16 protein-coding genes are annotated in these 19,435 nt (G+C 63.8%); 4 read left to right on the top strand and 12 right to left on the bottom strand.

What is annotated here, in order from left to right; all coding sequences use genetic code 11:
- The first annotated feature begins 21 nt into the window (after positions 1–21).
- The gene (locus EWM57_RS08345) at positions 22–669 is read left to right on the top strand and encodes a cytochrome c oxidase subunit 3 (RefSeq protein WP_242510017.1); all 648 of its coding nucleotides are present in this window, start codon (positions 22–24) and stop codon (positions 667–669) included.
- A 70-nt stretch (positions 670–739) separates the two neighbouring features.
- Here EWM57_RS08345 and EWM57_RS08340 read toward each other — a convergent pair whose 3' ends face one another.
- Positions 740–2,965: a gliding motility-associated C-terminal domain-containing protein gene (locus tag EWM57_RS08340; RefSeq protein ID WP_129920682.1), complete on the bottom strand. Its 2,226-nt coding sequence runs from the start codon at positions 2,963–2,965 to the stop codon at positions 740–742.
- Positions 2,966–3,122: 157 nt separating this feature from the next.
- On the opposite strand from EWM57_RS08340, the gene EWM57_RS08335 reads away from it, so the two are divergent.
- Positions 3,123–5,138, top strand: a complete 2,016-nt coding sequence (locus EWM57_RS08335; protein WP_165370455.1) for a M1 family aminopeptidase — start codon at positions 3,123–3,125, stop codon at positions 5,136–5,138.
- A gap of 70 nt (positions 5,139–5,208) precedes the next feature.
- On the opposite strand, the gene EWM57_RS08330 is transcribed toward EWM57_RS08335, so the two are convergent.
- The 4 genes from EWM57_RS08330 to EWM57_RS08315 form a co-directional block, all read right to left on the bottom strand.
- Positions 5,209–5,838: a hypothetical protein gene (locus EWM57_RS08330; protein WP_129920680.1), complete on the bottom strand. Its 630-nt coding sequence runs from the start codon at positions 5,836–5,838 to the stop codon at positions 5,209–5,211.
- Positions 5,839–5,989: 151 nt separating this feature from the next.
- Positions 5,990–6,430 (bottom strand): DUF2147 domain-containing protein, encoded by a 441-nt coding sequence (locus EWM57_RS08325; protein WP_242510016.1) that lies wholly within the window; start codon positions 6,428–6,430, stop codon positions 5,990–5,992.
- 120 nt (positions 6,431–6,550) lie between these two features.
- Complete coding sequence (locus EWM57_RS08320) at positions 6,551–6,991, bottom strand: DUF2147 domain-containing protein (protein WP_129920679.1); 441 nt, start codon at positions 6,989–6,991, stop codon at positions 6,551–6,553.
- Positions 6,992–7,632: 641 nt separating this feature from the next.
- Positions 7,633–8,487 (bottom strand): C40 family peptidase, encoded by an 855-nt coding sequence (locus EWM57_RS08315; RefSeq protein ID WP_129920678.1) that lies wholly within the window; start codon positions 8,485–8,487, stop codon positions 7,633–7,635.
- A gap of 224 nt (positions 8,488–8,711) precedes the next feature.
- Here EWM57_RS08315 and EWM57_RS08310 point away from each other — a divergent pair, with 224 nt between their 5' ends.
- The gene (locus EWM57_RS08310; protein WP_242510015.1) at positions 8,712–10,514 is read left to right on the top strand and encodes a M61 family metallopeptidase; all 1,803 of its coding nucleotides are present in this window, start codon (positions 8,712–8,714) and stop codon (positions 10,512–10,514) included.
- Between the two features lie 384 nt (positions 10,515–10,898).
- Here the strand turns inward: EWM57_RS08310 and EWM57_RS08305 are convergent, their stop codons facing one another.
- From EWM57_RS08305 to EWM57_RS21775, 5 genes are all read right to left on the bottom strand, one after another.
- Positions 10,899–12,470, bottom strand: a complete 1,572-nt coding sequence (locus EWM57_RS08305) for a S8 family peptidase (protein ID WP_129920677.1) — start codon at positions 12,468–12,470, stop codon at positions 10,899–10,901.
- Positions 12,471–12,657: 187 nt separating this feature from the next.
- Positions 12,658–14,601: a KUP/HAK/KT family potassium transporter gene (locus tag EWM57_RS08300; protein WP_129920676.1), complete on the bottom strand. Its 1,944-nt coding sequence runs from the start codon at positions 14,599–14,601 to the stop codon at positions 12,658–12,660.
- A 113-nt stretch (positions 14,602–14,714) separates the two neighbouring features.
- On the bottom strand, positions 14,715–15,311 hold the full coding sequence (locus tag EWM57_RS08295; protein ID WP_129920675.1) for a hypothetical protein: 597 nt from the start codon (positions 15,309–15,311) through the stop codon (positions 14,715–14,717).
- Between the two features lie 99 nt (positions 15,312–15,410).
- Positions 15,411–16,043 (bottom strand): FKBP-type peptidyl-prolyl cis-trans isomerase, encoded by a 633-nt coding sequence (locus EWM57_RS08290; protein WP_129920674.1) that lies wholly within the window; start codon positions 16,041–16,043, stop codon positions 15,411–15,413.
- Between the two features lie 259 nt (positions 16,044–16,302).
- Positions 16,303–16,437, bottom strand: coding sequence for a hypothetical protein (locus EWM57_RS21775; RefSeq protein ID WP_262708237.1), 135 nt, complete (start codon positions 16,435–16,437; stop codon positions 16,303–16,305).
- A 197-nt stretch (positions 16,438–16,634) separates the two neighbouring features.
- Here EWM57_RS21775 and EWM57_RS08285 point away from each other — a divergent pair, with 197 nt between their 5' ends.
- A complete protein-coding gene (locus EWM57_RS08285) occupies positions 16,635–17,156 on the top strand; it encodes a hypothetical protein (protein ID WP_129920673.1) in 522 nt (173 codons plus the stop codon).
- Between the two features lie 104 nt (positions 17,157–17,260).
- Here the strand turns inward: EWM57_RS08285 and EWM57_RS08280 are convergent, their stop codons facing one another.
- Both EWM57_RS08280 and EWM57_RS08275 read right to left on the bottom strand, forming a co-directional pair.
- Positions 17,261–18,022, bottom strand: coding sequence for a LytR/AlgR family response regulator transcription factor (locus EWM57_RS08280; RefSeq protein ID WP_129920672.1), 762 nt, complete (start codon positions 18,020–18,022; stop codon positions 17,261–17,263).
- Positions 18,023–18,044: 22 nt separating this feature from the next.
- A complete protein-coding gene (locus EWM57_RS08275) occupies positions 18,045–19,241 on the bottom strand; it encodes a sensor histidine kinase (protein ID WP_129920671.1) in 1,197 nt (398 codons plus the stop codon).
- Between the last annotated feature and the right edge of the window lie 194 nt (positions 19,242–19,435).

The raw sequence follows: 19,435 nt of genomic DNA, 5'->3' as shown, positions 1-19,435 counted from the left end.
CGTTGCTCTCCTCAGCCACCGATGATGAATTCCGACAAAGAACGCAAAGACAAGGTCGGGGCCGGCCGGTCCACCTCCGCGTTTTCCCGTATTGAGCGGGTGCCCCCGCTGCTGATGCTGCTCTACTTGGGCTTGGCCGGCATCACGGTGCTGTTTGTGATTCTGCTGGCGGCCTACGTGCAGACCCGCCACCTGAGTGGCCTGCCCACGGGGCTGCACCCGCTGCCGCGCTACTTTTCTATCAGCACCATCGTGCTGCTGGTGAGCAGCTACACGCTCAGCCAGGCCCAGCGCCTGTATCGGGCCGACGATGTGACGGGCCTGGTCCGCTGCCTGGGCGCCACGTTGGTGTTGGGCAGCATCTTTGCCGGCCTGCAGGTGCTGGGTTGGCGGGAATTGATGCTCCAGGGTGTCTTTTTCACCGGTGAAGCCAGTGGCACCTACGTCTACCTGATTTCGGCCCTGCACGTGGCGCACCTGTTGGGCGGAATGCTGTTTTTGCTGGCCCTGCTGCTGCGGACCCTGCACGCCTCCCGCGACGCGGTGCGTAGCCTGGTCTTCATCCGCAACCCCTACCGCCGTTTGCAGCTGCGGATGCTGAGCCTCTACTGGCACTTCATCGACGGGCTGTGGGTGGCGCTGTTCCTGCTGTTCCTGTTTCTGTATTAGAATTTCAACCGCGTAAAAAAAGCCCCGGCCAGCATGCTGACCGGGGCTTTTTTGTGGTTGGGCTGGCGGGCTAGGGGGCCAGCGTCACGGTGCCTTTGAACTGCCGGTCGGTGTACTCAACCAGGTAGAAATACACGCCCGCGGGCAGGCCGCTGCCATTCCACCGGAAGTCCCGGTCGGTGGTGCGGTAGACCTCGTTGCCCCAGCGGCTGAAGATTTTGATGGTGCTCAGGCGGGAGTCGCAGAAGTCGGGGGGCAGGTTGGGCAGCTGAAAGAAGTCGTTGAGCCCGTCATTGTTGGGCGTAAACACGTTCGGGGGCAGGAAGGGCGGCACCACCGGCGGAATCACCTCCAGGCGCACTTTTCGGGTCTGAGGCTGGGGCAGGCAGGTGGTTTCCTGGAGCTGAAACGTGACTTCCAGCCCCTGCTGGCGCACGGCCTCGCAGGAGGCTTCCCAGCGGAAGGTGGCCGTGGCCCGGCCCGTACCATTGCGGGGCACGAAGGTGATGCCGGCCGCGGCCAGCTCGAAGCTCTTGCCTGTGGCCGTGAACACCAACGGGTTGGCGTCGGCATCCACGCCTTCCAGCGTAGCTTCGTAGACTTCCCCTAGCCGGCGCCGAATCACCGGAGGCAGCCCCGCCGAGTCCGGCGGCAGGGTAGTGGTCAGCACCGGCGCCACGTTGCTGTAGTCAATCTGGATGGGGACAATCAGGCTGCTGGCCTGCCGCTCGTTGCAGGGGCTGGCGGCGGCGGCAAACTCAAACTCGAAAATCGGCTTGTTCACGGCCTGGCAGTCGACGCGCCAGGTAAATGTGCCCCGGGCCGGGCTGCCGCCCGCGGTTTGGGTGAGCTGGGCCCCGTAGGCAGTCGGGTTGAAGCCTCGCCCGGTCATTTCCAGGGTTACGGGGTCATTGTCGGGGTCGGTACCGGTGAGCGTGAACGTGACCAAGTCGCCGGGGCGGGCCCGCAGCGGCAGGCCGGGGCCGGCGGTGGTGGTGATGGTCGGGTTGCCGTTGGGGTCGGGCATGGAGGTGAAGGCCACCCGCACCGTGTCGCGCTTGGGCAGGCTGCACCCGTCGTCGGCCACAATCACGTCGAGCAGGAAGACCTTGCCCCGGGTGTTGACGCAGGTCGGGAAGCACAGCTGGGAAATCAGCGTATCGGGCGCGCCGGGCGTTTTCACCAGTCCTTTCGTGATGCTGAACGAGGGCAGCACGCCGGTGTAGTTCACCGGGTTCAACGACAAGCTCAGCGTGGAGCTCGGGTCGGGGTCGGTGAAGCGCAGCGTGATGCAGCGGCCCGAACCCGGCGTCAGGCGCAGCGTGTCGAGGCCGGCGCGGTAGGGCGTGCCCTTGCCCGGCATCAGCACGCTCATACTCGGGGGCGTATTGCGGGGGCAGTTGAGCACCTGCAGCTGAAAGTCGCGCCGCACTTCCCCGATTTTAACGCCCTTGCGATATTCCGAGCACTTAATGCCGAACACGAACAGGCCCAGCTGAGTGGGTAGCACCTGCAGCCGCCCCGACTGCCGGTCGATGCGCAGGGGCGGGTTGCCGGGAATCTGGTTGAGCACGTTCAGCCCCGGCTGCCACTGAATCGGGTTGTAGGGTGCCGGGTCGGCGGCCCCGGGCTTGGGCTGGCCGGGGGTGGAGTGGCCCGACAGCGGCGTGACCAGCTCATAAATCAGGGAGTCCTTGTCGGAGTCGGTGCCGCCAAAGTTGTAGTAAAACAGGTCGCCGCGGCAGGCATAGTCGCTCAGGGGCGGAAAAATCCGGGGCGTCGAATTCAGGAAGGGCTGACCGTTGCGGACTACGGCGGGAAACTCGAGGTAGAACGTCTGACCCGCGTCGCCGGGGTTGACGATGTTGCTGATGCCGTTGTTGCGGCAGCAGCGCTCCACGGCCGCGTAGTAGCCGGCCGGGCTGAAGTACTGGTTGGCCGGCAAATCAATCAGCCGGGAGTACACCAGGCGGCGGGTGCTGAGCGTGGGCACCGTGCAGGCCACGTTGGAATAAGTAACAAACGTGTTGCTGGTCAACGGCAGCGACACGTCCTGCATCCGTCGGTTGGTGCCCTTGTCGAAAATGCTGACCGTCAGGTCGGTGTCGAGGGCGCCGGAGTTGCCGTTGATGGCGTCGAAGTACAGGTTCAGGGAAATGCGGTACTGACTGCCGGCCACGTACTGCAGGTCCAACTCTCCCCCCACAATGTGAGTAGCCCGGGCGCCCGAACTGGCCAGCAGAAGCAGCACAAGGCCCAGGCAGGCCCGGAAAAGCAGTCGGAAAGGTGGGGGCATAGCTCGTCAGGTTAAAATCATCCTTTTCTGCCGAAAGATACAACCGCGCGGGCGGAACCGGATGCCAAAGGGGGGAGTTTATCTGGACGGCTGCGTATCTTGTGAGCCCCATTACGCCGGGTTGTTTTCCGGCCGGTTTACCTCCTTATCCTTCTGCATGAAGCGACTTTTTTACTCTGCCGCGCTCAGCCTGCTGCTGGCCGCTCCCGCCTGGGCCCAAACGCCGGCTTTCCGCCCCAAGCCCGCCGACCTGGCCGCCGACGCGGCCTTCAGCTGCGCCCACCGGCACGAGGCCGCGGCCCTGCGTCAGCCCGCCACCACGGTGCGCCACGCCCAGAAAATGGAGCGCTACGACGTGAAGTATTACAAGCTGGACCTGGCTCTGGAAAACAACGTGCGGACCGTGAGCGGCTCGGTGCGGATGCAGGCCCTGACCAAGGGGCAGATCCTGGATTCGCTGGCCTTCGAGCTCTACCCGACCTATATCATCGACTCGGTGGTGGTGAACGGGCGCAAGAGCCCCGGGCTGCGCCGCGCCGCCGGCGACGTAACGGTCCGCTTGGCCGAGCCCGTAACCCCCAACACCCTCTTCAACGCCTACATCTACTACCGCGGCACAGCGCCTAACGGCAACTCCGCCGCCATCGGCAACGCCCTCGACACAGAGTTTGAAACGAACTACGGCGTCAACGTGACCTGGAGCCTGAGCGAGCCTTTCAACGCCTACGAGTGGTGGCCCTGCAAGCAACTGCTCACCGACAAGGCCGACTCCTCCGACGTGTGGGTGACCACCTCGAACATTAACAAGGTGGGCTCTAACGGCGTGCTGGAGCGCGTCACGGCCCGGCCCAACGGCAAGAGCCGCTACGAGTGGAAGTCGCGCAAGCCCATCGACTACTACCTGATTTCGGTGGCCGTGGCGCCCTACATCGAGTACGTCAACTACGCCCATCCCGCCGGCGGACCCACTATTCCGATTGTCAACTACCTCTACAACGCCGCGGCCAAGACCGACTACCAGTTCGAAATTGACCGCACGCCGGGCTTTATCGAAAACTACTCGGCCCTGGTAGGGCTCTACCCGTTTGCCAGCGAAAAGTACGGTCACAGCATGGCGCCCATTGGCGGGGGCATGGAGCACCAGACCATGACCACCCAGGACGGCTTCAACTTCACGCTCACGGCCCATGAGTTGTTTCACCAGTGGTTCGGCGACAACGTGACCTGCGCCTCCTGGCAGGATATCTGGCTCAACGAAAGTTTCGCCTCCTACGGCGAGTATCTCTCGCTCAACGCCTTTCCGGCTACGGCCCCCTACACCGGCCGCTACTGGATGGACCAGGCCCATGGCTTCACCATGCAAGTGCCCAACGGCAGCGTCCGGGTGCCCGACACGACCAACGTCGGGCGCATCTTCAGCAGCCGCTTCTCTTATAAGAAGGGCGCCGCCGTGGTGCACATGCTGCGCTACCTGCTCAACGACGACGTGAAGTTCTTCCGGGCCCTGCGCACTTACCAGACCACTTATGGCGGCCGTACGGCCCGCACCAGCGACCTGCAGCGCATCTTCGAGGCCGAAGCTGGTACGTCGCTCACGTACTTCTTCCAGCAGTGGTACGTGGGGGAAGGCTACCCGACGTTTGCCGTGCGCTGGAATCAGGTCGGCAACAGCCTGTACCTGCGCACCACCGAAACCGTGTCGGCGCCCACCATTACGCCCTTCTTCGACACGCCGCTGGATTACAAAGTCACCTACAGCTCCGGCACCAGCCAGATTGTGCGCCTGCGCCAGAGTCAGCTCGTGTCTTCCTTTAGCGTGCCCGTCAATGGTACCGTCAGCAGCATTCAGCTGGATCCGGACCAGTGGGTGCTCAACGGCACTGGCACCATCGTGCGCGACAACACCCTGGTGCTGGCCGCCCGCGCCGTGGCCCGCCTCGCCCCGCTGACCGTATACCCGAACCCCTGTCACGACGTGCTCCGGCTCCAGGATATCGGGGCCGGGGCCGCCCAGGCCGAAGTAACCGACGCCACCGGCCGCGTGCTCCTGCGGCAGACCGTCAGCGCCGCCTCGGCCCAACTCGACACTCGTGCCCTGACGCCCGGTCTTTACCACCTGCGCCTGACTTCCCCCGAAGGGGTCGTGTCATTGGCCCGCTTCGTGCGCGAGTAGCCAGATCCCGCCCAGCACAGAAAAAGCCCCGTCAGCACGCTGGCGGGGCATTTTCTGTGCAAGTAAGGGGCTATTTGGCATATTGCTTGATCAATGCCTGCACTTCCGGCGGGGCCGGGGGCAGGTTGAAGACTTTATCCATTAGGGCATCAAAGGAGCCGGCCGGGGTGAAAATGGCGTCGTGGTAGGGGTTGGACGAAAACCGGATAAAGCCCGGCTGCCCGTTCACGCTCACCATGTCCACGGTCACGGTACCAAAGAGTTGGTTGCAGCGGCCCGACTGGGTGCAGTCCTTGGGCTGGGGCTTGAGAAAGTGCTTATCGATAACCTCGGTGTACCGCTCGTGGCGCAGGGTGCGCTGGTCGGAGGTGGAGAGATTATAGCCCAAGCTGATAACCCGGTCGCGGATAAAGTCGAACAGGTGCCGGAAGTTGCCGGGCCCGATGCTGGGGTCAAACAGAAACAGAGCGCCCTGCCGCCCGCACTCGTCGAGCAGCTGCACGCGCAGCCCCTGCCCGCTGACGCCGGTTTTGCGGAAGTGATAGGCTTTGAAATACGGGCCCATCCAGTTCAGATATACCTGCTGCGCCACCCACTGCTCGTGCGCCCGCACCTGGGCCGTCGTACGGGCCAGAGGCTTCCATTGCGCACCTTCCTGAGCTCCGGGCTTCGAGAGGATATGTTTTAAGAATCCGAACAAGTGGAATAAGCTAGTGTAGGGGAAAAACCAGGGCCGGAGGAAATAGTTTAGCGCCTCGGCCCGGGGTAGCGCTTCTTGCGGGCATCTTTTGGGCCGTAATGCCGGGGCAAGCAGGTGAGTGGCGGGGCCCGAACTCGGCAACGCGGCGCGCCTAGCGCACTCGGCTCCAGTAGTGGGAGCGGCCAATGAGGGAAAAGCCGATGTAGCCCTTCACCTCGAGCCGGTCTTGGGTGCGCAGGCTCACGTAGCAGGAGTAGGTGTGGCCGCTGCCAAAATCATAAATCTGCCCGTCTTCCCACCGCTCCGCGTCGGGGTTGTAGCGCAGGTCCTGGAGTACTACCAGGTTTTGCAGGGGCTGGGCCCGCTTGTCCGGGTCGGGGTTGCGCCGGTCCAGCCGGGGCCGGCCGGTGGTGGCATCCTGAGGCTCGCGCAGCCACACCACCCGGCCGCAGAGCCGTTCCCCGCAGCGGTATATTTCAATGTGCGCTTCCCCGGTATCGTCGGCCCAGACCCCGAAAGGCACCGGCGACGACACCTGGGGGCTAGTCGGGGCCAGCAGCCAGAGCAACAAGCAGAAAAGCAGGGATTTCAAGCGGGAGAGAGGAAAAAACAGGTTGGGAGGGAAGCCGCCTCTTATGGGGAAGGTAACAAAAAAAGCGACGCCCGGTTTGGGGCGTCGCTTGTGGTGAGCTGGCAGAGAGGCTCCAGCGCCTTATTTCACGCGAGTCCAGGTCTGCGACTTGCCGATGAGCGAGAAGCCGATGTAGCCTTTCACTTCCATGGTGTTGGCGTTGAGAACCTTCATGTAGCAGGAGTAGGTTTTACCATCCTCGGGGTTATAGATGGTGCCATCATCCCACTTATTTTCGGAGTCTTTCTCGAAGTTCTTCATGAACACCAGGCCCAGGCGGGGGCGGTTGCGCAGCTTGGGGTCGGGGTTCTGCGTGTCGAGCTTCGGCTTGCCCGTGGCCGGGTCGTTGGGAATGGTCAGCGACACGATTTTACCGAACAGCTTGTCGCCGCTCTGGTAAATCTCGAACGTGGCTTTTTTCTCTTCATTTGTCCAGATGCCGAGCGGGGAGAGTTTCTGGGCGGAAGCCAGGCCAGTAAAGCCTAGCAACATCGTCAGACAGAGGAACAGGGTTTTTTTCATGGGAAGGAATAAAGGTGATTTTCGGGAAAAAGATAAGTGAAAACTCTGGAAGTGCCACCAGCGCGGCGGGCAAGCTTCTGCCGGGGCCATTTGCAACTTTGAGGCCGAAATCCGGCCAAGGCGAAAAGCCCGGATTTTACCGAAAATGAAGCGGCTGATAGTCAGGGTGCTGGATGAAAATGCGGCTGCCGGGGTAAAAAAAAGGGTTTTTAATTTTGAACCATCCGGGGGGCTTTTAACTTTACCAACCAGTAGTGAGTACTACGACCCCGCCCAAGCAGCCCTAAGATGCTGGGCCGCGCCGGCGGGGGCATGTCGGATCTAAAGAAAGGAGGTACAAAATGTCTAGTAGTCCCAAACAAATCCTGCCAAGCCTGTCGAATGTAGTCCGCTTCACCGCCGGACGCGCTTAACAACAGCTTTCGCGCGGAAACCAGCTCAATTCTGCTATTTCCCGCATTCTGGCAAGGTCTTACACAAAGGATGACGGGGCTGTACCCCAGCCACTTCGCTTGGTAAGATTTGAAGGATTAGATGCCCGGCTCGCCCAGCAGCCTCTCCGCGAGGTTCTGCATAGGCGACCGGGCATCGTTGTTTCCTGTGGGTTAGCAATCAGGACGACTACGTCTTGCTAACGCCGCTTATTTTCTGGCAGTAACGGGCTTTTTAGTGGCAGCCGGCTTCTTTGGAGCTGGTTTTTTGGTGGTTGTGGCGCGGCTTGTCACTTTGGGTTTGGCCGCGGCTACCCGGGGCTTGGGGGCAGCCTTCCGCACGGGCAGCTTACGCACGGCGGGAGCAGATACTGCTACCGCCGTGCCGAGCTCCGGGGCTTTGGGCGCGAGGTGGCCGGTAGCTGTGGCAGGGCGGGCCGCGGCTTTCGGTTCGGCCCCGGCCTTCGCGGGTACCACGCCCAGCACCCGGCGGATGCCCATGAAGCGCCGCTCGTAGTCGGTGCCCTCGACCTGGCTGATTTTCACCCCCGACTCACGGCGGGCCGAGGAAGAGTGAATAAACCGGATGGGCTGGCCGGGCTCGGAAAGCACGATGCCCGCGTGCCCGGGCGTGGTAGACGTGGTGGCCGTGCCGGTAAAGATGACCATGTCGCCGGGGCGGGCCTGCTCCCGCGGAATGCCCCGGCCCGTATCAATCAGCAGGGCCGTGGAGTGGGGCACGGGCACGCCGAAACGGCCGTAGACGTACAGTAGAAAGCCCGAGCAGTCGAAGCCCCCGGTGGGCGTGGTGCCGGCGTAGGTGTAGGGCGAGCCCAACTGCTGCATGGCAAACTGAATCAGGCTGTCGGCCTGGGGCAAGGCTGAGCCGGACGGCGTCGTTTCTGCCGCAGCGGGTGCGGGCATCGTGTCGGACACGGGCCGGGTGGGGGCAAGGGCCGTGGTAACTTCCGCGTCGGGGGCCGGGGGGCGGTGCCATTTCTGCCACCCCACCACCGTGAGAAGACCCAGAACCAGGACCAGAAACGTAAGCCAGACGTAGCGCATAAAACGGCAGCAAAAGCGGGAGCAGGGAAGCCACGCCGACGGGGCGCGTGCCCTGCTAACGGTGGAGCTCGGGTGCGGGTTCCTGCGGTTTTTCGGCTTAGCGGGACTGAATCGGGGCTGGCGCGGTTGGTTTTCGCCCGTATCTTGCAACCCCGGCCGGTTTTTCCCGTCGGGAAAGTGGCACCGGATGCCACCTGCCTTTCCTCTCCCTTACTTTTTCCCGCATGATGCATTCCTATTTCCGCCGGCTGCTGGCCGGGGCCGCGGTGCTGGTGCTAAGCCAGTTTACGCCCGCGGAGGCGGCTTCCAGCCTCCGCTACACCCTGTCGATGCCGGCCCCGCAAACCCACTACTTCGAAGTGGAAATGGCCCTGGGCGGCTTCGGCAAGCAGTTTACCGACGTCAAGATGCCCGTTTGGGCCCCCGGCTCTTATTTGGTGCGGGAGTTTGCCAAAAACGTGGAAAGCTTCTCGGCCCAGGCTGGCGCTGCCCCGCTGCGCACCGAGAAAGTGTCGAAGAACACCTGGCGCATTTACCACCCCGGCGCCAAGGACTTCACGGTCCGCTACAAGGTCTACGCCTTTGAGCTGAGCGTGCGCACGAGCTTTATCGACGCGGCCCACGGCTACGTGAACGGCACGAGCGTGTTTATGTACCCTGACGGGGAGGTGAAAATGCCCAGCACCCTGACTGTGCAGCCCGCCCCGGGCTGGAGCCAGATCAGTACCAGCCTGAAGCCCGCCGGCGGCACGTTTACCTACAAGTCTTCGTCGTACGACGAGCTGGCCGACTCGCCCATCGAAATCGGTAACCAGAAGGTGCTAAGCTTCGAGGCCAACGGCACGCCCCACACGGTGGCCATGTTCGGCAACGTGCAGTACGACGAGGCCCGCCTGCTGCGCGACATGAAAAAGATCTGCGAGGAAGCGCACCGGGTGGTGGGGCAGAACCCGCTGGACCGCTACGTGTTCATCATCCACAACATTGACCGGGGCACGGGCGGGCTGGAGCACCTGTTTTCGACCACGCTGTCGGTGTCGCGCACGGCGTATAGCTCCGAGGCGGGCTGGAAAGGCTTCCTGGGCCTGGTAGCCCACGAGTATTTCCACCTCTGGAACGTGAAGCGCATCCGCCCCGTGGCTTTGGGGCCGTTCAATTACGACCAGGAAAACTACACCCGCATGCTGTGGGTGAGCGAGGGCGGCACCGAGTACTTCTCCAACCTGATTGTGCAGCGCGCCGGCTTCCTGACCCCGGACGCCTACCTGGCCGACTTGAGCAACGGCATCGGACGGGTGGAAAACACGCCCGGCAACAAGCTGCAGTCGGCTGCGGAAAGCAGCTTCGATGCCTGGATCAAGTACTACCGGCCCAATGAAAACTCGGCCAACACCGGCATCAGCTACTACGACAAGGGCGAGGTCATCGGGGCCGTGCTGGACCTGATGGTCATCAACGCCACCAACGGCGAGAAGCACCTCGACGACGTGATGCGCTACCTCTACGCCCAGTACTACCAAAAGCTGGGCCGCGGCTTCACCGACGCCGAGTACCAGGATGCCGTGGCTAAAATTGCCGGCCGCCGCTTCGACGAGTTCTTCCGCAACAACGTCTACGGCACCCAGACCCTGGACTACAACACGGCCCTGGGCTACGCCGGCCTGAAGCTGACCAGCACCCCGGTCACGACCGACGCCACGCTGGGCGCCAACGTGAGCACCACCGGGGGCAAATACACCGTGACCAGCGTGGGCCGCGAGGGCAGCGCCTGGCAGGGCGGCCTGAGCGTGGGCGACGAGCTGCTGGCCCTGAACGGCACCCGCCTCACCGATGACCCCAACAAGGCCCTGGTGGGTGCCCCCGCCGGCGCCCAGGTGACCTTACTCGTCAGCCGCGACGGGCAGCTCAAGGAAGTGACTTTCCCGCTGGTGGCCAGCACTGCCCAGCGCTTCCGCATCGAGCACCTGCCCAACCCCACCGAGCAGCAGCAGCGCGTGCTCAGCAAGTGGCTGCCGGTGACCAAGTAAGCAGCTCCCGGCCTAGCCTTTAGCAAAATGCCCCGCCGTTCTGGCCTGCCCCAACGAGCAGCCGGGGCGGCGGGGCTTTTTGCGGGTGGCACGTTCCTCGGCGGATCCTATTGCTGACCGTTCGGGCCCGAGGGTAGCTAGGAAATTGTCTTTTTCAAGGAAATATGCTTCGGCAGCAAGGCGGAAAGGTGGTGGGTAGGTGGCTACAAGCTCCCAACTCGGCGGCTGGAAGGGCGCAATTGCAGTTTAGAAGATTTCTGGGAAAGCCCCGGCCGGCGGCCGGGCCCGCCCGCGGAGGTTAGGTGGGGAGTACTGCGAAATCAAAAAAAGCCCGCCTCAATCATCGAGGCGGGCTTTGGGTTAGCGCTACGGGCTGTGGACCACTTAGAGGGGCAGCACACCCACGGCGGCGCCCAGGTTGACCCGGCCCCAGCCGAAGGTGGAGCTGCGGGCGTTGCGGTTGGAGCTGGCCGCCACGAGCCGGCTCATAATCTGGGCCCGGGTTTCGGTCGGGTACTTGGCCCAGAGCACGGCCGTCATCCCGGCCATGGTGCTGGTGGCCACCGAGGAGCCACCCACGGTGCTGGCCGCGTCGCCGCTCATGGCCAGCGTGAGCGGGCGCCGGTCGTTGCTGGTGCGCTGCATGACCACCGTAAACTCCACGTCGGCGCCCACGTGGCACTCGTCGCAGCGGGTGCTCAGGTCGGTTTTCTGGCCCGTCACGGCCACGCACTCGGGCAGGGAAGCCGGGTAGATAACCCCGGCCCAGCCGGCGGTCCAGTCGAAGGAGGTGCCGGCGGCGCAGTAAATCAGCTTGCCCTTGCCGTAGGCGTACTGGATGGCGTCGGCGAGCTGGGAGGAGCTGGTCAGGCGGCCCATGCTCATCGAGATGATGCGCACGTCGGGGCGGTTGGCGGCCAGCACGTAGGCATCCGACACGCCCTTAAGCTCCCGGCTGCCGTCGATAAAGACGTCCTCGGTGGCGTGAATCGTAATCAGGTTGGCGTTGTAGGCCACGCCCACGGCGGCTCCGTCGGTGCCCCGGGGGCCGGCGCAGGCCCCGGCCATGCTCGTGCCGTGCCCGCACTCGTCGTTGGCCGTGGGCGTGTCGCCGTAGGGAATGCCGAACAGGGAGTTGCGCGGGTACGTGACCAGCCGCTCGATGGTGCGACCCGAACTCAGGCCCTGATTAAAGGCCGAACCCAGGTTTTCCTGGGCGTCGGAGCAGCCCGTGTCGATGATGACCACCTTCATGCCCTGGCCCGTGCTCTGGCTCCAGCTGCTGCGGATACCGTGGTACTGGTCGGCCTGGCTCCACGACGACTTGCTGCCGTTGCTGAGCACCGCGTAGTCGTCGCCGGCGACCAGGCCCGCCGTGGCCGTGTTGTTGCCGCAGCCGCTGTTGGTCAGGGAGCCCGCGGCTTTGTTGGCCACCGGGTGGTAGGGCTCGTAGCCCATGGGCTCGGCGTAGCGCACCAGCCCGGAGCGACGCAACAGCTGCACGGTGCTCAGCTCATGCACCAGCACGTTGAGCACGGGCAAGGTATTTTCCTGGAACACCACCAATTCCTCCAGCGTCAGCTGGGGGTTGGCCTTGCGCTCCTCGGCCAGAATCAGCTGGAGCACCTGCTGGCGGGCAGCCTGCCAGGCGGGCTCCTGGTCGGCATCGTCGGGCAGGGCGCAACCCCGGGGCTTGCCCGCGGCCCGGTAGCCCACCGCCAGCACAAAGTCGGAGCGGGTCAGGGCGCTCCAGATGGTGTGGTCGGAGGCCGTGGCCCAGTCGTAGTGCCCGTCTTTGCGCAGCCCGGCCATAATCTGGCCGTCGAGCTGCTGGGCCGTCAGGGCTTCGGTGGGCGTTTCGGGCACGGCGGGCGCCGCCAGCTCGGCCTGCTGCTGGCAACTGGCCAGGGAAAAGGCCAGCACGGCCGCCGGCCCCAGAAGGGTAGTAGTACGCATAGAACAGTGGGTTTTGGTGGTAGTGAAAAAGAGCAGGGCTAAAGAAGGAATAATCCACTTGGTATGCAAGCCGAGTATCCTAGCTACCGGCCCGGCAGTGAAGGACTTACAACAAAAAAGCCCCGGCGCGGGGCGCCGGGGCTTTTTCGGTACGGTTGAGCTCCCAAAAGAGCCCGAATTCTGTAGGTTACATCACCCGCTTCAGGGCCACGTCGCGCACGGGCGTGATGACCAGCGGCACCTTTTCCACCTTCACCGAGGAGGTGTCGAGGCCAAAGTACTTGTCTTCGGAGGCAATGAACTGCTTGATGTAGAAGTAGGCCTGCATCACGAGCTTCTCGACGAGCGGGAAGTCGTTTTCGACGCTGAGGAACTTCTCCAGTACCACGAAGCGGAAGTCGCCGGTCACGTGCTGCTTGCTCAACGACTCGTAGCGGGAGGTGATGTCCACTTCCTTGTTGCGCACCAGGTCCTCGACCACCTTGCGGAAGTACAGGTTGATGCGCTGCTCCACGCGGAAGCCGAGGCGGAACGTGATGCGGAAAGCGTCGTCGGGGGCCAGCTCCACCACCTTGTATTCCATCGTGTAGGGCTCGTCGGTGGTATCCACGTGCACAAACCAGTAGATGTCGGCGCGCTTGGGCCGCTTCTGGAAGATGGAGTAGATGATCTTGGACTCGATTTCGGAAGCCCGCTCGGCCGAGGTCATAAACACGAGGTGGGTGGCGTACTTGGGCACCGATTCGTCATCGGAGAGCTGCTTGAGCGCCTCCATGTAGGGCTCAATCTTGACGAATTCGGTCAGGCGGCGCTTGATGTAGTAAGCCCGCAGCCAGGTGTACATCACCGCCATCAGGGCCGTGCCGATGGCCAGGGATACCCAGCCCCCGTGCGGGAACTTGATCAGGTTGGCAATCAGGAAGGAGCCCTCAATGCCCCCGTAGAGCAGGGCAAACAACACCACAATAACCAGCGGGGTGCGGCGGGAGCGAAGCCAGACGGTGAGCAGCAGCGTGGTCATGAGCATGGTCAGCGTGATGGCCAAGCCGTAGGCCGCTTCCATGTTCGACGACTCGCGGAAGTAGAGCACCACCCCGATGCAGCCCAGCAGCAGCAGGCGGTTCATGCTCGGCACGAAGAGCTGGCCCTTCACGTCGGTGGGGTAGTTGAGCTTTACCTTGGGCCACATGTTGAGGCGGATGGCCTCGGCCACGAGCGTGAAGGAGCCCGTAATCAGGGCCTGGGAGGCACTGATGGCGGCAATGGTGGCAATGCCGATGCCGATGAGCAGAAACCAGGGCGGCATGAGCTCATAAAACGGGTTGCGGCCGCTGAGCTGCTGGCCCTGGTGGGAAAGCAGCCAGGCACCCTGACCGAAGTAGTTCAGCACCAGGCAGGTCTTGACGAACACCCAGCTGATGCGGATGTTGCCCTTGCCGCAGTGGCCCAGGTCGGAGTACAGGGCCTCGGCCCCGGTGGTGCACAAAAACACGGCCCCCAGCAGCCAAAAGCCCCCGGGATACTCTACCAGCAGCTCGTAGGCGTAGTAGGGGTTGACTGCCTTCAGAATCATGGGGTTCTGCATGATCCAGCTCGCCCCCAGCACGCCCAGCATGCTAAACCACAGAAACATGATGGGGCCGAAGGCCTTGCCCACAATCTGGGTGCCGAAGCTCTGCAGGAAAAACAGCCCCGCAATGATGGCAATGACGATGTAGACGATGACGTCCTGGCTCAGGTGCGGATACACCTGCTTGAGGCCCTCAATGGCCGAGGCCACTGAAATGGGTGGCGTAATCACGCCGTCGGCCAGCAGGGCCGCCCCGCCGATGATGGCCGGGATGGTCAGCCAGGCCGCCCGCCGCCGCACCAGGGCGTAGAGCGAGAAGATGCCGCCTTCCCCGTTGTTGTCGGCGTTGAGCGTGAGCAGCACATACTTGACGGTGGTTTGCAGCGTCAGGGTCCAGAGTACGCAGGAGATGCCGCCCAGCACGAGGCGCGGGTCAATGAGTTCGGGCACAATGGCCTTCATCACGTACAAAGGAGAGGTGCCAATGTCGCCGTAGATAATGCCCAGGGCAATGAGCAGGCCAGCGGAGGAAATGGCGGTGTGCCGGTGTTTGGCGTCCATGAGGAAAGTGAAAAAGAAACAGGCGCGTTTTTAAAAGCGGCCAAAGGTAGCGCAAACGGGCTGAACGAAAGATGAACCGCTGGTGCGGTGCTTCGTCCGGTACCTGGCAGAGGTTACGGCAAAGGCGACTCGTCGGCTGCGGCCGCCGCCTGGGCCTGTTGGAAGGCATCCTGCTCCGCCTGCCAGGCCAGCAGGGCGGCCGCGGCGGCGGCGGCTTCGTCGTGGCGCTGCCGAATGCGGCGGTTGACCTCGGCCGTGAGCTTGTACCAGGGTTCAGGGGAACCCGGCAGGGAAAAAAACACGGCTTCCCGGCCCAGGCGAAACAGCCGCAGGCGGTTGGTGCCCCGGCTACCGTAGGCTAGCAGCAGCGCTCCGGCCGTGATGCCCAGCATGGCCGGACTGGTGCGCAGCCAGTTTTGCAGAAATCCGAGCAGGAAGCCCGCCAGGGTGAAACCGCCCAGCAACAGCCACAGCAGCCAGCGCACCGGCGTCAGCTCCACGCCTTCGAGCTCCAGCAGCGAGAACACCTGACCCTGTACTTCCAGCCGCTCCCCGGTCAGCACCAGGCGGCCATCTTCGCTGCGCAGGGTGGGCAGCGGAGCGGCAGTAGCCACGGGTGGGGGACCGGGGACCCACAGCGGTGCAGTCGGCTCCGGGGGAGTGGGCCGGTCCGGGGGCAGCTCAGCAGGCGGCAGGGGCGGGATGGTCATGGGTGTGGAAGGGCCGAACACAGGTTCCGCCGTAGCGGTGCGCACCCAGCGGGGCCGGGCGGCACTAGCTACGGCGGAAGCCGTTGGGTTCGGGCTACTTCAGTTATTTACTTTCAGCAGCTCCACGTCGAAAATCAGGGCCGAGTCGGGCCCGATGTCGCGGCCGGCGCCGCGCTTGCCGTAGGCCATGTCCGAGGGAATGTACAGGCGCCACTTCGAGCCTTCTGGCATCAGCTGCAGGGCTTCTGTCCAGCCGGCAATAACCTGGTTGACGCCGAACGTGGCGGGCTGGCCGCGCTGGTAGCTGCTGTCGAACACCGTGCCGTTGAGCAACGTGCCGTGGTAGTGAGTCGTGACCGAGCTGCTCGGGCCGGGCTTGGGGCCGTTGCCTTCGGTCAGTACTTCGTACTGCAGGCCGCTGGGCAGGGTGTGCACGCCGGCCTTGTTCTTGTTTTCGGCCAGGAAGTCTTCGCCGGCCTGCTTGTTGTTGCTCATATCTGCGGAGTTGGGGGTGTCGTCATCGTCTTCGGGGCCGCCCATTTGGGCTTGCAGCTGCTCCATGGCTTCGCGCATCTGGTCCTGGGTCAGGCGGCTGGGCTGGCCGCTGAGGCCTTCCTTCATGCTGGCGGCCAGCACGTCCACGTCCAGGTCGAGGCCCTGCTGGGCAAAGTTGCGGGCCAGGTCGCGCCCGATGATGTAGCTGATCTGCTCTTTGAGGCTGCTCAGGTTCATAAATTACGTACTTGTCGCTGCGGCCCGGGCGGTGGGGTGTAGGGAGTACGCCGCCCGAGGCAACAGCTGGTGGGAAAAAACCGCGGCCCCGCGCGGGCCGCCGAACTGTGAAGTACCGAAAACAGCCGAGAATGGATGTGGTTTTTTTCGCGTCGTCGAGCTAAGCGCCTGATTCAGACGCCCGGATTCTTTAGGGGCCCTAAAACAAGAAAGCTCCGCCGGGGCGGAGCTGTGGGGGCGGAGGCTGGATCCGGCTGATTTAGCAGTAGTAGCTCTGGTCTTCGCCGCGCAGGTCGAAGTGCAGATTCAGGTCCAGCAGTTGAGCAGTCAGGTAGCCCAGCGACCCGAGGCTGCCCAGGAAGAGCAACGAGGAGAAAGCAGTGGTCTTTTTCATGGCAAACGGGGTATGTAAAAGCAATTCAGCTTGTTGGGTGCAAAGATACTACGCAAAGTTTGATAAAGTGTTATGCAAGCATCATAAATAACCCTGGGGTAATCTGGGGCGGTGGCCCCAAGGCCCTAAAGCCGGCGGATTTTGGCGTAGCTTGCAGGATTAGTTTCATCCTTTTCCTTACCTCATTTCATCTTTTTATGAAATACTTGTTTACCCTATTGCTCGTGATGGGCATGCACGCGGCCCAGGCCCAGCTTCAGCTGCTGATGGGCGGGGCCCGCACTGGTGTGGCCATTGCCTCAATGGCCGCGCGTTCGAAGAAAAATGCCCACGCCGCCGGCCCGGCCACCGCGGCCGCAGCGCCCGGCGTGACGGTGCGGCCCTACGCCTACCAGGGCAAGCGCATCATCCGGCAGCGTACGAACCCGGCCACGTTTGAAGGCCGGGGCGGGGCAGAAATTCAGGCCCTGGAAGCGGCGCTCGAAACCACCCGCACGGCGCTGCTGAGCAAGCCGGCCACCGAGTCGTTTATGCCCACGGCTCAGTTTGAAGCCATCCGCGACGCGGCCGCCAAAGCCGCCCAGGTCCGCGGCGACTGGAACTACGAACCCTACCGGCAGGAGCTGGCCTTTTACGAGGCTGAGGAAGCCCGTCGGCAGAAAGCTGCTCCTGCGGCTCCCGCGGCTACGCCGGCCCCGGCCGTTGCCCCGACGAAGTAAAGCGCCGCCGTTGTTGCGCACAAAAAGCCCGTTTCTGCCAGCAGGAACGGGCTTTTTGTGGTGAATAAATAACCAGCTGAATGTTGGCAGGGCCACCTTGGTGCTTACAGCAGATTATAGGCCCGGATCAGGCTCATAAAGGCGTCGCGGTAGGCGTCGCCGACGGGAAGCAGGCGGCCGGCCACCTGCACCTTGCTGCGCTCCACGTGCTCAATGCGGTCCAGGGCCACCAGAAACGACTTGTGGATGCGGGCAAAGCGCTGGGGCGGCAGCACCTGCTCTACCCGCCGAAACGACTGCAACGTGAGAATCTTGCCCCCGTCGGCGGTGTACAGCATCAGGTATTCCTTCATGCCCTCGATGAACAGAATGTCGTCGAAGGCCACGCGCTGCAGGCGGTGCTCGTTGCGGACGAACATGGCTCCGGCGGCCGGTTCCGCCCCGGACGGCGGGAGCACCGGGGCCGCGGGGGCCGTAGGAGCGGGGCTGGTCTGTGCCCGGGTCACGGCCTGCACAAACCGGGGAAAGCCGATGGGCTTGAGCAGGTAATCAACCACGCCCAGCTCGTAGCTCTGCACGGCGTAGTGGTCGTAGGCGGTAGTCAGAATCAGGCGTGGGCCCGGACCGGCGGGCAGAATGCGGGCCAGCTGCAGGCCGGTCAGGCCGGGCATTTCGATGTCGAGAAACACCAGGTCCACGGGCGTGGTCTGCAAAAACGCCAGGGCCGACAGCGCGTCGTGGAAGATGCCCGCCAGCTGGAGCCCCGGCAGCTGGGCGCAGTAGCGCTGGAGCACGGCCGTGGCTAAAGGCTCATCGTCGACGATGATGCAGGTGAGGCTGCCGGGGGCGGGGGAAAAGCTGTCCATGGCGGGAAATAACGGGACCCGACTACGCGGCCGGAGCCGCCAAGGTAAGCGTAATGTGGTAATGGGTGGCCGATTCGTCGAGGCGCAGGGCGTGCTGGCCGGGGTAGAGCAGCTGCAGGCGGCGGCGCAGGTTGGCCAAGCCCACGCCCCCGGGTCCGGCCGGGCGGGGCTGCACGGCGCGCAGCACGTCGTTGCGCACCGAAAACGTGAGCTGGTTGGCTTCCAGCGTCAGCGTGAGGCTGACGGCGTGGGGACGGGCGCGCAGGTCACCGTGCTTGAAGGCATTTTCCACCAGGGGCAGCAGCAGCATGGGCGCCACGGGATACTGCGCGGCCTGCTGCTCGTCGGCCAGGATGTCGAAGCGCAGGCAGTCGGCGGCGGTGGCGGGCAGGCGCAGGCGCTGCAAACTCAGAAAGCTCTGCAAATGGGATATTTCCTTTTCCAGCGGCACGTGGTCGGCGGCCGACTCATACAGCAGGTAGCGCATCAGCTCGGCCAGCTGGAGTACGGCCACCGCCGCGGGGGCCTCCGCCGATTCCACGCTGGTCAGGGAGTAGATATTGTTCAGGGTATTGAACAGAAAGTGCGGGTTGATCTGGGCCTTGAGCAAACTCAGCTCGGCGGCCAGATGCTGCTTTTCGAGCTCCTCCCGGCGCTGGTTTTCCTCTTGGCGCCGGCGCTGCTCGTGTTGGTAGTCGGTGGTCAGGCGCAGGTAAAAACTCAGCAGCAATACCAGCAGGGTAGTTACGGCAATGCCCCCGCCCGCCAGGTTGGCCGTGCGGCCCAGGTAGTAGCCCAGGTGCCAGGCCGTGCCCCCGCCGACGGGCAGATCCGGGGGCGGCGGGGGCGTGAAGCCCAGCAGCGCGTGGCTGGCGATGCGCACCAGAAACGTGACGGCCAGGGCCAGCAGCAGGGCGGCCAGAAATCGGGTGGTGGGCGTGCGGGGCAGGTAGCGCGGCACGATAAAATGCCAGTTGACGTAAAACAGGGTGGCGTAGGCCCCACAGGTCAATAAGGTGTCGGTGGCGGCCAGGGGCCAGGTCCAGGCCACGTGACGCCGGGCCAGGAGCCAGTACAGCGCGTTGCTGAGCAGCATCAGGCCCCACAGCAGCAGGTGCACCGTGAGCGGAATGGGCTGGGCCACGACCGGGCGCGGCAGCCAGGGCTGGGCGGGCGGGGTGGAGCCGGAGCCGGATAACGCGGAAAGGGAAGGGAGCATAAGCAGGGAAGCCGCCGGATGAGAGCTTAAAAGTACCACCCGCTGCGCGCTGTGCCGACGCTTTTTCAACCAACGGGCCCCGGACACCGCCCAACTCCCCGGTGCCCGCCCCCAACGCCGGCGCACCGGCCCGGAGCCGGTAGCAGGGGGGGATGGTGGCCGGGAGCAGGCCGTTGGCCGCGGCCGACGCCGGG

Origin of the sequence: Hymenobacter persicinus, assembly GCF_004167665.1 — a bacterium.
Lineage (GTDB): Bacteria > Bacteroidota > Bacteroidia > Cytophagales > Hymenobacteraceae > Hymenobacter > Hymenobacter persicinus.
This window is presented reverse-complemented; position numbering and strand designations above follow the sequence as displayed.